A 13,899-nucleotide genomic window follows, 5' to 3' on the forward strand; every position below is an offset into this window, starting at 1 on the left:
TGCGCGGCCGGCGGTACTGCACGCCGCCGGTGCCGCGCGCCGTCAGTGCCGCGCGCCGGCGGTGGCCGTCGCGACGGCGCCCGCCACCGCGGGGGTGCCGGCCGACAGGGCGCGCAGGGCCGCGCCGGCCTCCGACTCGCCCTCCCCGTACTGGTGGGCGCGGGCGGTGCGCAGGGCGGCCCCGAGGTGGAGCGCGGCCTCCTCCGGCCGGCCGGTGGCGGCCAGGGCGCGGCCGTAGAGGGTCTGCAGGACCACCCGGCGGGCGACCGGGAAGGGCGGCTCGGCGACGGCCAGGCCGCGGGCGGCGTGGTGGGCGGCCTCCTCGGCGGCGCCGGCGGCCAGGCACTCGCCGGCCAGGTGCTGGCGGGCGAGGGCGACGAGGTCGGCGCGCCCGGCCCGTTCGGCCAGGGACAGGGCCTTCACCAGCAGGCCGCGCGCCCGGGCGCGGCCGGCCCGGTCGCCGTGGCGGGCGAGGGCGACGGCGAGGTTGACCAGGGCGACGGCCTGGGCGGTGCTGTCGCCGGCCCGGGCGGCGAGGTCGGGGGCGCGTTCCAGGTGGACGAGGGCCTGTTCGGGGCGGCCCTCCTCCAGCAGGACCCAGCCCAGCAGGGCCCGGGCGCGGGACTGGGCACCGGGGTCGCGGTCGGCCTCGGCGGCGGCCAGGCCGTGTTCGAGCAGCGGCGCCCAGCCGTCCCGGACCTGCCAGACGATCAGCGGCCACTGGAGCAGCACCAGGCGCCAGGCGCGGTCGTGCAGTCCGGCGGCGACCGCCGCCTCGACCGCGCCGCGCAGGGTGTCGCGTTCGGCGGCGTACCAGGCGAGCGCGCCCTCCCGGTCGGGGAAGGGGCGGACCTCGGCGGGACGGCGGGTGCCGGGCGGCAGGGTGCAGCACGGTTCGCTGCCGGGTTCGGCGGCGGAGCAGGCGGTGAGCAGGGTGTTCAGCAGGTGGTCGAGCAGGCGGGGCAGCACCTGGGTGTCGGTGTCGCCGGGCAGGCTGCGGGCGTAGAGGCGGACCAGGTCGTGCAGGGTGTAGGCGTCCCGGCCGATCTCCACGATCAGGTGGGCGGTGGCCAGTTGGGCCAGCGCGTCGGCGGCCTCGTCGGGGCGGCAGCCGGCCAGGGCTGCGGCGGTACGGCTGTCGAGGGTGGCGCCGGTGTGGGCGCCGAGGCTGCGGAACGTCCGGCGGACGGGTTCGCTCAGGTGCTGGACGGTCAGCGCGAGGGCGGCGGCCACGCTGGTGTCCTCGACGTCGAGGAGGTTCAGGCGGTCCTGCTCGACGGCGAGTTCCTCGGCGAGCGCGGCCAGCGCGCGGGCCGGGCCGGTGGCGAGGCGGGCGGCGGCCAGCCGCAGGGCCAGCGGCAGGCCGTCGCACAGGCCGGCCAGGCGGGCGGCGGCCTCGGGTTCGGCGGCGACCGGGTCGGGGCCGAGGGTCGCGGCGAGCAGGCTGACGGCCTGCGGGGAGGAGAGTTCGGCGAGCGGCACCGGGCGGGCGGCGTCGGAGGCGACCAGCCCGCCGAGCCGGTCGCGGCTGGTGACCAGGGTGACGCAGTCGTCGCCGTCGGGCAGCAGCGGGCGGACCTGCTCGGAGCGGCGGGCGTTGTCCAGGACGATCAGCATCCGGCGGGTGGCGGTCAGTTCCCGGTAGCGGGCGGCCATCGCCTCGGGGGTGGCGGGCATCTGCTCGGCGGGCAGGCCCAGGGCGAGCAGCAGTTCGCGCAGGACGGCGGCGGTGTCGCGCTCCGGGAGCGGGCTGTGGCCGCACAGGTCGACGAAGAGCCGGCCGTCGGGGAAGTCCTGCTGGCGGCGGTGCGCCCAGTACAGGGCGAGGGTGGTCTTGCCGACGCCGGCGCCGCCGGTGAGCACGGCGACGGCGCCGGGGGCGGCGGTGGCCCGGTCGAGCGCGGCCAGTTCGTCCTCCCGGCCGGCGAAGCCGCGCGGACGGCGGGGGAAGGGCCAGGGCGCGGGCTGGTGCCAGGGCGCCGGACGCACGGGGGCGGGCGCGGGGGCTGCGGCCGGCAGCGGTTCGGGGCCGGGAGCCCGGTCGGGGACGGAGGTCAGACCGCCGACGGTGGGGACCCGCGCGGGCGGGACCCGGTCTGCCGGTGCGCCGTCGGCCGGTGCGCGGTCGGCCGGTGCGCGGTCGGACGCGGCCCGGCCGGCCGGCTGCTCCTGGTCGCCGGGCAGCCGGGGCGGCGGCACCCGGTCGGACCGGCCCGGCAGGGCCTCGGTGTGCCGCGGGGCCTCGCCGCGCTGCGGCACGTCGGTGCGCTGCGGCACGTCGGTGTGCCGCGGCAGGTCGGTGCGCTGCGGCAGGTCGGTGCGCTGCGGCAGGTCGGTGTGCAGCAGGCGGTCGTAGGCGTCGGTGAGTTCCGGTCCGGGGTCCATGCCGAGTTCCTCGGCCAGGGCGCGGCGGGTGCGGTGGAACCAGTCCAGGGCCTCCGAGCGGCGCCCCGCGCGGCCGAGCGCGTGCATGAGGTCGGCGACCAGCGGTTCGCGCAGCGGGTTGGCGGTGGCCTCGGCGTGCAGCAGGTTCGCGGCCGCGCCGTGGTCGCCGAGCCGGCCGTGGGCGCGGGCCAGTTCCTCGGCGGCGGCCAGCCGCAGTTCCTCCAGGGCCTGGGCGGCGCACTGCAGCGGCAGGCCGGGGATGGTGCCGGCGAGGGCGGGGCCCCGCCACAGGGCGAGTGCCTCGCGCAGGGCGGCGGCGGCCTCGGCGGCGTCCTCCAGGGCGCGGGCGCGGACCACCAGCTGTTCGAACCGTACGGTGTCCACCGCGTGGTCGGGGGCCCGCAGCAGGTAGGCGCCGTTGTCGGTGACGAGTTCGACGCCGGCGGCGGGGGCGTCGTGGGCGGTGAGCAGGGCGCGCAGCCCGGAGACGTGGTTGTGGATGACGGTGCGCGAGTGCCGGGGCGGCTCCTCGTCCCAGAGGGTCTCGGTGAGCCGTTCGACGGTGACCGGTGCTCCGGGGTTCAGCAGCAGCATGGCGAGCAGGCTGCGGCGCTTCGCCGATCCGGCCGGAAGCTCCCGGCCGTCCGCGGCCACCACGGCCACCGAGCCCAGCAGTCGGAACTCCACGCACCCCCCTTAGATGGATTAGATGTATATGACAAGCTTATGACACCAGGCGATCTGTCGATCGCGGAGCGTCGTCCCGGGCGCCCGGGACGACGGAGGCGGGACCGGGGCCGCCGCGTCCGGGAACTACCAGGTGACGGCGTCGTCCATGATCTGCTGCCAGCAGGTGACCTTGAGCGAGTCGTCGATGTACAGACCCTTGACGGGCAGCGAAGGGTTGCTTCCCGCGCCGACACTCTCGTTGCCCGAGGGGCCCTGGAAGTGGACGGCCGGTGAAGTCCCGGTGCGGCCGTGGCCCTTCGGTGCTCGGGTCGGTGCGGTGTCGGTGCGGTGCTCGGGTCGGTGCGCTGCTCGGACGACCGGAGCCTGCGCGGTGATCCGTCCCGGCCGCAAGGGTCAACGGCCGATCAGGGACGGCGGGACACTGGAACGGGCTCCGAGCAGGGGGAATGCCGGGGCCCTGGAACGCGGGGATGAGACGCGGGGCTGCGCGGTGGAACGGGTCGTCACCGGGCGCGCGCCGTTCCGGGGCCGGGCGCCCATGGCCGGGCGCCCGGGGAGGGTCTTCCGGTCAGCGGGTCTCGATGACGACCTTCTCGATGACCACGTCCTGGACCGGGCGGTCGTTGCGGGGGTTGGTCTCCGCCGTCGCGATGGCGTCGACGACCTTCCGGCCGGCCTCGTCGGCGACCTCGCCGAAGATGGTGTGCTTGCCGGTGAGCCAGGTGGTCGCCCCGACGGTGATGAAGAACTGGGAGCCGTTGGTGCCCGGTCCGGCGTTGGCCATGGCCAGCAGGTAGGGCTTGGTGAAGGCCAGGTCCGGGTGGAACTCGTCCGCGAACTTGTACCCGGGGCCGCCGGTCCCGTTGCCCAGGGGGTCGCCGCCCTGGATCATGAAGCCCTCGATGACCCGGTGGAAGACCGTGCCGTCGTAGAACTTGTCCGTGGTCTTCTCACCGGTCTCCGGGTTGATCCACTCCCGCTCGCCGCTGGCGAGCTCCACGAAGTTCTTCACGGTCTTGGGGGCGTGGTTCGGCAGCAGCCGGATCACGATGTCGCCCTTGGTGGTCTTCAGCGTCGCGTACAGCTCTTCCGCCATGGCACGTCCTTCGATAGCTCCTACGGATGCGGCCAGTCTTCAGGGCGGCCGGCGGGTTCGAGCGGCGGCGACGCGGCAGTACACCCACACGGGTGACACCCCGCGAACGGGCATCCGGCCCGCGGCCGGATCCTGTGGCGCGCGGCCGGATCCGCGGTGCGCGGGCGGTGGCCGTAAGATCCCCGACAGCACCGGGCCCGTCGGGCCTCGTCACACGTATCCGCAGCTCACGCGGGTCCGTGTGATCGCCGGGACATCCGGCGGCCACGAGAATGGTGCGGACGGTTCCCCGAAGTACAGAGAAAGCGAAACACCATGGATCTCGGCGTGCGCTGGAAGCTGCACGGTGACGGGCGCACGCCCGCACCGGGGGCGGTGGTCCGTCCCGACGAACGGCTCTCCTGGCCCCGCACGGCAGGCCTCGGCGCCCAGCACGTGGTGGCGATGTTCGGGGCGAGCTTCGTGGCGCCCGTGCTGATGGGGCTCGACCCCAACCTCGCGATCATGATGTCCGGCGTGTCGACCGTGATCTTCCTGCTGGCCACCAAGGGCCGGGTGCCCAGCTACCTGGGCTGCTCGCTGTCCTTCGTGGGCGTGGCCGCGGTGATCCGGGCGCAGGGCGGCACCAGCGCGACGGTGACCGGCGCGGTGTTCGTGGTGGGTGTGGCGCTGTTCCTGGTCGGTGTGGCGGTCCAGCGGTTCGGGGCGCGCATCATCCACGCCGCGATGCCGCCGATCGTCACCGGCGCGGTGGTCATGCTGATCGGCTTCAACCTCGCCCCGGTGACCGCCTCGGTGTACTGGCCGCAGGACCAGTGGACGGCGCTGCTGGTGATGCTGTTCACCGGCCTGGCCGTGGTGTGCCTGCGCGGCTTCTGGTCGCGGGTGGCGATCTTCCTGGGGCTGCTGTTCGGCTACGGGATCTCCTGGCTGTTCGACCGGGTCTTCGGGAAGATCCACTCGGTCGACGGCGGCGGGCACATGACCGACCACTGGCGCCTGGACCTGTCGGGCGTCGGCAAGGCGGACTGGGTCGGCCTGCCGACCTTCCACGGCCCGTCCTTCCAGTGGTCGGCGATCCTGGTCGCGCTGCCCGTGGTGATCGCGCTGGTCGCGGAGAACGCCGGGCACGTCAAGGCCGTCGGCGAGATGACGGGCTCGAACCTGGACGACAAGCTGGGCACCGCGATCTCCGCGGACGGCGTCGGCTCCATGCTCTCCACCGCGGTCGGCGGCCCGCCGAACACCACGTACTCGGAGAACATCGGCGTCATGGCCGCCACCCGGGTCTACTCGACGGCGGCGTACTGGGCGGCGGCCGGCTTCGCGCTGCTGTTCGGCCTGTGCCCGAAGTTCGGCGCGATCGTGGCCGCGATCCCGGGCGGGGTGCTCGGCGGGATCACCGTGATCCTGTACGGCATGATCGGGCTGCTGGGCGCGCAGATCTGGACCAAGTCCCAGGTGGACCTGCGCAATCCGCTCAACCTGGTGCCGGCCGCGGCGGGCATCATCATCGGCATCGGCAACGTGACGCTGAAGTTCACCGACACCTTCAGCCTCAGCGGCATCGCGCTCGGCACGCTGGTCGTCATCACCGGCTACCACGTGCTGCGGGCGCTGGCCCCGGCGCACCTCAAGACGCAGGAGCCGCTGCTGGACGAGGGCACCTCCTCGTACGACCAGGACGCCGAGGAGCCGCGCACCCCGTAACGGCCGGGAGCGGGGCCGGGTTCAGGTCAACAGGGCGGCCGGCGGAAGTGTCCGAAAAGGATCTTCCGTCGGCCGTTTCGGCTGGCCGGACGGGCCGATTGCTGGTCGAATCGCTCCTCGCCCGTGTCCGCCACTCATCCCCCCGGGAGAGGCATGTCCCTTCTGACCCACCGCCGCAAGGCCGCCGCCGCGGCCGTCGCCCTCGCCACCTTCGCGATCACCTGCGGCCAGGCCTCCGCGAGCAGCTCCGCCGCCGCGGGCAAGGTCCTGTGGACCCCGAGCACCAGCACGGGCCCGTCCTCGTTCAAGGCGGTCCAGTGCGCGGCCGGCAACTTCGGGGTCGTGAAGGACTCCGCCAAGGGCAACGTGTGGCGCGCCTTCCAGGCCGGCGGTGAGGAGCGCTGCGAGACCCTCAGCCCGGACCTGAAGGAGGGCGACACCTTCTACCTGGGGTGGTCCTCCAAGGTGGACATCCAGGACACCAACAGCCGGTACGTGTTCCAGCTGAAGTGCTCGCCGAGCACCGACACGGCCAACCACCCGATCGAGATCGACATCGTGAACGGGCGCGTCCGCCTCCAGGAGTGGGACACCGCCCACGTGTCGCACTCCCTGTGGACCGCGCAGACGGCCAACAACACCTGGCACTCCTACGCCCTGAAGATCCGCCTGGGCCGCACGGACGGCACCATCGACTTCTGGTTCGACGGCGTGAAGCAGACGTTCACGACGGGCTCGGGCACGTTCAAGGGCACCACCTGGGACGGCGACCGGAACTACCTCAAGTGGGGCTCGTACCACCCCTCCACGGGCGACGCGACGAACACCTTCACCAGCCCCGTGATGGCCACGACCCTGGAGGCGGCCACCGCCGGCTCGTAGTCCCCCGAAGCACAGCCCGCAGGCCCGGACCGCGTGGACGCGGTCCGGGCCTGCGGTTGTCGGACCGGGGCTCGGACCTCGCCGAACGCGCCGCCGCCGCCTCCGGCCGAGCTGGGTGCCGGACTCACCGCCGCATGGGAGGCCTACCGCGTCGGCGACTTCGTCGGCGCGGGCGTGCGTGTCGCTCCGGCTCTGCGCGAAGCCGCCACCGCTCTGCGGGCTGCAACCACCGACCAGCGGGACGCGGCGGCCGGCTTCCTCGCGGACGCCTACCGGCTCGCCGCCTACGTGGCGAACCAGTTCGGCGCCCGCGACCTCGCGTACGCCGGTATCGGCCATGCGCAGCACCAGGCCCACCAGGCCGGGGATACCGTCCGTTCGGCCATGGTCGCATCGGGCCGCTCGTGGATCTACCTGCGGGATGCCCGGCTCGACCAGGCCGAGCAGACCGCGCGGTTTTCCTACGAGGCGATCGAGCCCCGGTACGGGAACCGTGATCTCGATCTGCTCGCCACATACGGATGGCACGTGACCTTCGCCGCCGTCGTCGCGGCACGGCGGGGCGACGTCGCGGACGCGGACGATCTGCTGTCGCAAGGGCACGCCGTCGCCGCTCGGATGGGCCGGGACGTCACGGTGAACGGTACGGCGTTCGGGCCGGCCACGGTCACCGCGCAGGCCATCGGCATCACGGTGTCGACCGGGCGCCCCGGCAAAGCCCTCGGTCTGTTCTCGTCGATCGGCGACACCTCCGGCCTCACCCCGTCCGCGCGCAACCGGATGCTGCTGGATGTCGCCCTCGCCCAGGCGGAGACCCGGCAGTCGGACACGGCGCTGGACACCCTGTGATACGCCCCCGCCGTTCACCGACAGTGCCCACATGGTCACAGTGGATCCGTGCTGACGCACCATCACGAAGTGGTGTGTCAGCCACAGCTGCCCCACGGCGGCCGACACCTCCCGTCCCCGAACGCAGTGCCGGCAACCGCACCACCCGACCTGAGGGGAAGCAACACCATGTCCGTTCTGACCGATCGACTGCCCACGCTGAACATCGCCGTGGACGCGGAGCCGACCGGCCCGCTCGCCACCCGGCCGTTCGGGCTCGACGCCATCACCAACCCGGTGACCGTCGCGCCGCTTCCGCCCGCCTGCGTCGACCCCGACACGCAGTTGTCGCTGATCGACGGCCGCACGGCGATCGACCTGCCCACCATGGACGGATCGGGTTGTCAGACCGAGTCCGACGGGCAGACCGTGATCAGCGTCGACTACGACCAGAACGACGACTGATGTCCGACGGCGCCAGGAGCACGCGGGGCGACTCTCCCCGCGTGCTCGTCATCACCCACGACCTCGACCCCACCGCCGACTACGTCCTGCGTGAACTCAACGCCCGAGGCGTCCCGTTCTGGCGCACCGACGTCGCCGACTTCCCGCAGCGCATGACCATGACGGCCGAACTGGGGCCCGACGGCCAGTGGATCGGCACCCTCAACGGTGCCCTGCGGGGCCTCGACCTGTCCGAACTCGCGTCCGTGTGGTGGCGCAAGCCCACCGCCTTCCAGTTCGCCGCCGGCATGTCCGGCCCCGAGCGGCGGTTCGCCGCCTCGCAGGCCAAGCGGGCGTTCGCCGGCGTTCTCGGCTCGCTGCCCGGGGTGCTGTGGGTCAACCGCCCGGAGCGCAACGCCGACTGCACGAAGCCCGCGCAACTGACCGCCGCCGCCGGGGCCCGGCTGCCCGTGCCGGCGACACTGGTCACCAACGTTCCCAGGGCGGTGCGCGAGTTCGCCGAGCGATGCGGCGGCCGGATCGTCACGAAGGTACTCGGCGGGATCGTCCACACCGAGAACGGGCAGCGGGGCCAGATGTACACCACCCGTGTCCCCGAAGACCGGTGGGACGATCCGCGTGCGGCGCTGACGGCGCACCTGTACCAGCAGGAGATCACCGACAAGGCGTACGAAGTCCGGGTGACCTGCGTCGCCGGTCAGCTGTTCCCCGTGCGGATCGACGCCCCGGACGGCCCCGGCCGGCTGGACTGGCGTACCGATTCGAAGAACCTCGCCTACACCCCGGAACTGCTCCCCGAACCGATCCGTACAGGCATCCTGGACATGCTGCGGCGTCTCGGACTCGTCTTCGCTGCCGTGGACCTGATCGTGGACCGGTCCGGGACGCACTGGCTGGTCGATGTGAACCCGGGCGGGCAGTGGGCCTGGATCGACGTCACCCGCGACGCCGTCACCAACGCGATCGCCGATCTCCTCCAGAAGGGCACCACGTGACCGAAACCGCCGAGCCGACTGCCGAGAGCCTGCGCCACGCCATGGTCGACGCGCTGACCGCCGACGGTTCCCTCACCGATCCGGGGTGGCAGCGCGCCTTCCGGGACGTGCCCAGGCACCTGTTCGTGCCGTACTTCTACCGGCAGGGCCCCGGCGGAAGTCAGCAGCGGGCCAGCGGTGACGACCCCGGGCACGCTGCCGAGTGGCTGAAGGCCGTGTACGAGAACCGGGCACTGGTCACCCACCTGATCGACGGGAACACCGCGTCGTCGTCCAGCCAGCCCTCCCTGATGGCCGTGATGCTCGAAGCACTCGGCGAGCGGGCCGACATTCGGGTGAAGGAAATCGGTACGGGTGCCGGTTACAACGCCGCGCTGCTCTCCCATCGCTACGGCGACGACCAGGTGGTGACCGTCGACATCGACCACGACATCACCGACACGGCACGGCGCCGCCTCGGCCGCGCCGGCTACCGGCCGACGGTGATCACCGGCGACGGCGCCGCCGCCCACTCGCCCACCGAGCCGGGGCGATCGGAATCGCGGCGCTACGGCGCGATCATCGCCACGTGCGGACTCTCCCGCATCCCGCCCGCATGGCTGCCCGAGCTCGCCCCCGGCGGCGTGATCGTCGCACCCGTCGGATACGGCATCGCGCGTGTCCACCGGACCGGCGAAGCCGAGGCCGACGGCCGGTTCCTCACCACCCCTGCCTACTTCATGCCCCTGCGGACGGCCGGGGACAGCGGGATCATCCGCCGGCCCCAGCTCTCCGACGGCGACCGCCGGCCGTCCACCATCGGTGCCGATGCCCTGGCGGACGAGGACTTCCGCTTCCTGGTCAGCATCACCATGCCACCGCTCGGCTGGCAGTACGACCTCGGCGACGACGGGGCGACGACCGGCGCCCGGGTGTGGACGTCGAACGGCTCGATCGCCGAACTGCGGCCCGACGGCACCGTGACCGAGACCGGCCCACGCCCGCTGTGGTCCGAACTCGAATCGGCGCACCGCGTGTACCGGGCCCACGACCAGCCGGCCCGAGACCGGTACGGCATCACCATCACGGGCACCGGACAGCAGGTGTGGCTCGACCGTCCGGACGGCCCGTCATGGACGATGAGCCCGCGACGTTGAGCCGGCACGACGGCCCCGAGGCAGGCCGCGCGGGCACCGCGTCAGTCTGCGGTCCGGGCCTGCGGTTCGGCTGCCGCCGGGTGCTACTGCCCGGTCAGTGCGCGGGCCCGGGCGGCGCGGCGCAGGGTGTCCAGTTGGTCGACCAGGCCGCGCCGGGTCGCCACGGTGAGGTCCGGGTCGGTGAGGCAGGCCTCGGCCGCCCGGACGGTCCGTTCGGTGGCGGCGAAGGCGGGGAAGGCCGCCGTGGTGAGCACCCGGGCCAGGGCGGGGCCGCGGCGGGCGGCGGCCGGGGCCAGCTCCTCGAAGTAGCGCGTGGTCAGTTCGTCGAGCAGTTCGGCCTGCTCGGGCTGCCACAGTCCCTTGGCGGTGGCGGCGGCCAGGTAGTTGGAGAGCTCGCCGTGGAACAGTGCCTGCCAGGCGGCCTCCTTGGCCGCCGGGTCGGGCAGGGCGGCGCGGCAGCGGGCGGCGCCCTGCTCGCTGGTGTCGCTGGGGTCGGCGGCGAGTTCGGCGGCGATCTCCGGTTCGCCCGCCGCGCCGAGCACGCACAGCCGCGCCAGCAGCTGCCAGCGCAGGTCCGGGTCGAGCTCCGGCCCGCCGGGCACCGTGCCGGCGGCCAGCCAGTCGCGCAGTTCGGCGGCGTCGGCCTCGTCGGCGGCGGTGGCGATCACGCCGCGTACGGCGACCAGGCGCAGGCCGGTGCGGTCCGGCTCGTTCTCGGTGCGCCGCAGCAGGGTGCGGCAGACCCGGGCCAGTTCGGCCAGGGCGGCCGGCCGTTCGGCGGGCGGCAGGGCGCAGTCCGCCACGAAGTCGCGGGCGAAGGAGAGCACCGCGTCCACCAGGTGCACCGAGGTCTCGCCGGGCAGGTGGTCGGCGACCAGCCGCAGGTACTCGCCGGGCGCGAGTTCCCCGTCGCGCACCTGGTCGCGGGCGGCGCCCCAGAGCACTGCCCGGGCGAGTTCCTCGGGCACGGCGCCGAGGGAGGAGCGCGCGGTCCGCCAGGAGGCGGGGTCGAGGCGGATCTTGACGTAGCTGAGGTCGGTGTCGTTGAGCAGGGTCAGCTCGGTGCCGTCGGCCGGCGGGTCCAGCGGCACGGCGCCGTCGCCCGGCAGGTCGCCGGGCAGGTCGAGCGGCACGCGGTCGGCGAGTTCCAGGGCGCCGTCGGCGGTGCGCCGGTAGTGGCCCGCGGTCAGCTGGTGCGGGCGCAGCGCGCCGTCCGCCGAGGTGTGCTCGATGCGGCCGTCGGTCACCCGCAGGGTGTCCACGCCGCTGGTGCGCAGCCAGCGGTCGGCCCAGGCGTGGACGTCGCGGCCGCTGGCGGCGGCCAGGGCCCGGAGCAGGTCGTCGAGGGTGGCGTTGCCGAAGGCGTGCGCGTCGAAGTAGTCGTTGACCCCGGTCAGGAAGGTCTCCTCGCCGAGCCAGGCGACGAGCTGGCGCAGGACGGCGGCGCCCTTGGCGTAGGAGATGCCGTCGAAGTTCTGCAGTGCCTGGGCGGTGTCCTCGACCGTGCCGGGTGCCACCGGGTGGGTGGAGGGGCGCTGGTCGGCGTCGTAGCCCCAGGGCTTGCGGTCGGCGGCGAAGCCGGTCCAGGCGCCGGTGAAGCGGGTGGAGGCGGCGGTGACGCTGTAGGCCATGTACTCGGCGAAGGACTCGTTCAGCCACAGGTCGTCCCACCACTTCATGGTGACCAGGTCGCCGAACCACATGTGCGCCATCTCGTGGATCACCACCATGGCGCGTTCCTCGCGCCTGGTGTCGGTCACGGCGGAGCGGAAGACGTACTCGTCGCGCAGCGTGACGCAGCCCGGGTTCTCCATCGCTCCGGCGTTGAACTCCGGGACGAAGCACTGGTCGTAGCTGTCGAAGGGGTAGCGGTGCCGGAAGACCCGGTGGTAGTGGTCGAAGCCCTGCCGGGTGATCTCCAGCAGTTCGGCGGCGTCGGCGTCCAGGTGGGCGGCGAGCGAGCGGCGGCAGTGCAGGCCGAGCGGGATCCCGTCGTGCTCGGCGCGCACCGAGTGCAGCGGTCCGGCCACGACGGCGAGGAGGTAGCTGCTGATCGCCGGGGTGGTGTCGAACTCCCAGCGGCCGGGCGAGGTCTGGCGGCCCAGGCTGTTGCCGACCACGGTCCACTGCTTCGGCGCGGTGACGGACACCGTGTACCGCGCCTTGAGGTCGGGCTGGTCGAAGGAGGCGAACACCCGGGGGCCGTCGTCGAGGAAGGACTGGGTGTAGACGTAGTCCTCGCCGTCGGCGGGGTCGGTGAAGCGGTGCATGCCCTCGCCGGTGTGCGAGTAGGCCATGTCGGCTTCGACGGTGAGTTCGTTGTCGGCGGCCAGGTCGGTCAGCGGGAAGCGCCCGTCCCGCAGGGTGGTGACGTCCAGTTCGCGGCCGTTCAGCACCACCCGGTGGAGTGCGGCCGGTTTGACGTCCACGGAGGTGGCGGCGCCCGGGGTGGTGCAGCCGAAGCGGATGACCGTGGTGGAGCCGAACACCTCCCGGCCGCGGGTCAGGTCGAGGTCGAGGTGGACGGTGCGGACGTCGAGCAGGCGGTGGCGCTCGGCGGCCTCGATGCGGGTGAGGATGGAGGTATCAGACACAGGGGTCATGCTGCTCCATCCGGCGGGCGGACGGCACCGGTTTTCGGCTCCGTGCGGGGCGGCGGGGGCGGGGCGGGCGGGTCCGGTCCGGGCCTGTGCGACCGGGCCGCGGAACACTGAGTCCCCGAGAGTGGGGACGCGACGCGCGCGAGAAGTCGGCCCCGCCGACTTCTCGCGCAGAGCCCTCGACCGGCTGGGCAGGGGCGGATCAGCCGGCTTTCGACGCCCGTGGAAGCGCTCCGGGATTCGAATGCGGAAGGTTGCCGAGGTGTGCCGGGGGCAGGTGCACGGCCCTGGTCGGAAGTGCGTCGAAGCGTGGCACGAGGCCCTTCCGGTCGCCGGCCGGCGCGGATGTCGAATTGCTCCGCGCCGATCCGGAAGGCCCCACTCGTGTCGGGACCGACGTACGGTGCGTGCGCCGCCGGGCCGCGCGGAGTGGGAAGTCGGACCGGCCGACTTCCCACTCCCGAGGTCGGCCGGTGAGCGTCAGTCCTGGTAGACGATCCAGTTCTGGTCGGGGCTGCCGGGCAGGCCCGCGCCGCTCGGGCCGCCGCCGGTGTTGGGGGCCGGGGAGCCGGCGACGGGCTGGCCGACTCCGGTGGTGTGGAGGACGAGGCCCAAGTCGCCGTGGCTCCTGATCAGGGTGGTGTCCTGGCTGACGTCGATGATCCAGCGCTGGGTCAGGTCGCCGCTGCGGCACGGCTCCTGGACGACGGCCTGCCCGATGCCCTTGGCGGTGACGCACTTCCCGGAGGTGCTGCCCTTGACGGTGAAGACGCCGACGGACTCGAAGGCGTAGTCGACCTTGTCGAACACCCAGGTCTGGCCGGTCGAAGCGGCGGCGCGGGCGAGGACGTCGGTGCCCGCACCCTCGTCCAGGTAGGTCTGGTCGCCCTGGACCTGGAGCTGCCCGGTGAAGTGGGCCAGTCCGGCGGACGCCGGGGCGCTGTTGAGGACCGCGATACCGGTGAAGGCGACGGTCGCCCCCGCAAGGGTGGCGAGGGTCTTGGGGGTGATGAGCCTCATGTGCTCCGACGGTACGCCAACGGACCAGCGGCGGGAAGAAGGCTGGGACTTGGAGAGGATCGTCGAGCGCACCGACGACCTGTCCGGGTTCC

At 73.4% G+C, this 13,899-nt stretch carries 11 protein-coding genes; 6 read left to right on the top strand and 5 right to left on the bottom strand.

Going from position 1 to position 13,899, the window contains the following annotated elements; all coding sequences use genetic code 11:
- Positions 1–42: 42 nt before the first annotated feature.
- The 3 genes from ACZ6EM_RS29490 to ACZ6EM_RS29500 form a co-directional block, all read right to left on the bottom strand.
- The gene (locus tag ACZ6EM_RS29490; RefSeq protein ID WP_465773638.1) at positions 43–3,072 is read right to left on the bottom strand and encodes an AfsR/SARP family transcriptional regulator; all 3,030 of its coding nucleotides are present in this window, start codon (positions 3,070–3,072) and stop codon (positions 43–45) included.
- A gap of 126 nt (positions 3,073–3,198) precedes the next feature.
- Complete coding sequence (locus ACZ6EM_RS29495) at positions 3,199–3,465, bottom strand: DUF4232 domain-containing protein (RefSeq protein ID WP_465773639.1); 267 nt, start codon at positions 3,463–3,465, stop codon at positions 3,199–3,201.
- 178 nt (positions 3,466–3,643) lie between these two features.
- The gene (locus ACZ6EM_RS29500) at positions 3,644–4,171 is read right to left on the bottom strand and encodes a peptidylprolyl isomerase (protein ID WP_465773640.1); all 528 of its coding nucleotides are present in this window, start codon (positions 4,169–4,171) and stop codon (positions 3,644–3,646) included.
- A 315-nt stretch (positions 4,172–4,486) separates the two neighbouring features.
- Between ACZ6EM_RS29500 and ACZ6EM_RS29505 the strand changes: the two genes are divergently transcribed.
- The 6 genes from ACZ6EM_RS29505 to ACZ6EM_RS29530 all read left to right on the top strand — a co-directional run bounded on the left by ACZ6EM_RS29505 (position 4,487) and on the right by ACZ6EM_RS29530 (position 10,187).
- Positions 4,487–5,881 carry a uracil-xanthine permease family protein gene (locus ACZ6EM_RS29505; RefSeq protein ID WP_380548481.1) on the top strand — a complete coding sequence of 465 codons (1,395 nt, stop codon included), beginning with the start codon at positions 4,487–4,489 and terminating at the stop codon, positions 5,879–5,881.
- Positions 5,882–6,034: 153 nt separating this feature from the next.
- Positions 6,035–6,763 (top strand): polysaccharide lyase family protein, encoded by a 729-nt coding sequence (locus tag ACZ6EM_RS29510; RefSeq protein ID WP_359910753.1) that lies wholly within the window; start codon positions 6,035–6,037, stop codon positions 6,761–6,763.
- A gap of 33 nt (positions 6,764–6,796) precedes the next feature.
- On the top strand, positions 6,797–7,612 hold the full coding sequence (locus ACZ6EM_RS29515; RefSeq protein ID WP_465773641.1) for a transcriptional regulator: 816 nt from the start codon (positions 6,797–6,799) through the stop codon (positions 7,610–7,612).
- Between the two features lie 168 nt (positions 7,613–7,780).
- Complete coding sequence (locus ACZ6EM_RS29520) at positions 7,781–8,056, top strand: hypothetical protein (protein WP_401045433.1); 276 nt, start codon at positions 7,781–7,783, stop codon at positions 8,054–8,056.
- A gap of 41 nt (positions 8,057–8,097) precedes the next feature.
- Positions 8,098–9,051 carry an MvdC/MvdD family ATP grasp protein gene (locus ACZ6EM_RS29525; RefSeq protein WP_465773642.1) on the top strand — a complete coding sequence of 318 codons (954 nt, stop codon included), beginning with the start codon at positions 8,098–8,100 and terminating at the stop codon, positions 9,049–9,051.
- Positions 9,048–10,187: a methyltransferase domain-containing protein gene (locus tag ACZ6EM_RS29530; protein WP_465773643.1), complete on the top strand. Its 1,140-nt coding sequence runs from the start codon at positions 9,048–9,050 to the stop codon at positions 10,185–10,187. Before ACZ6EM_RS29525 ends, ACZ6EM_RS29530 begins: the two co-directional genes overlap by 4 nt.
- A gap of 83 nt (positions 10,188–10,270) precedes the next feature.
- Here ACZ6EM_RS29530 and pepN read toward each other — a convergent pair whose 3' ends face one another.
- Positions 10,271–12,781, bottom strand: a complete 2,511-nt coding sequence (gene pepN, locus ACZ6EM_RS29535) for an aminopeptidase N (RefSeq protein ID WP_465773644.1) — start codon at positions 12,779–12,781, stop codon at positions 10,271–10,273.
- 486 nt (positions 12,782–13,267) lie between these two features.
- A complete protein-coding gene (locus ACZ6EM_RS29540; RefSeq protein WP_401045439.1) occupies positions 13,268–13,807 on the bottom strand; it encodes an RICIN domain-containing protein in 540 nt (179 codons plus the stop codon).
- Positions 13,808–13,899 lie beyond the last annotated feature (92 nt).

It is taken from the genome of Kitasatospora sp. NPDC041917 (assembly GCF_055589745.1).

Excerpts from the sequence above, each read along its gene's own strand:
- ACZ6EM_RS29520 (WP_401045433.1), top strand. The coding sequence starts at position 7,781 with ATGTCCGTTCTGACCGATCGACTGCCCACGCTGAACATCGCCGTGGAC.
- ACZ6EM_RS29540 (WP_401045439.1), bottom strand. The coding sequence starts at position 13,807 with ATGAGGCTCATCACCCCCAAGACCCTCGCCACCCTTGCGGGGGCGACC.
- ACZ6EM_RS29500 (WP_465773640.1), bottom strand. The coding sequence starts at position 4,171 with ATGGCGGAAGAGCTGTACGCGACGCTGAAGACCACCAAGGGCGACATC.
- ACZ6EM_RS29510 (WP_359910753.1), top strand. The coding sequence starts at position 6,035 with ATGTCCCTTCTGACCCACCGCCGCAAGGCCGCCGCCGCGGCCGTCGCC.
- ACZ6EM_RS29505 (WP_380548481.1), top strand. The coding sequence starts at position 4,487 with ATGGATCTCGGCGTGCGCTGGAAGCTGCACGGTGACGGGCGCACGCCC.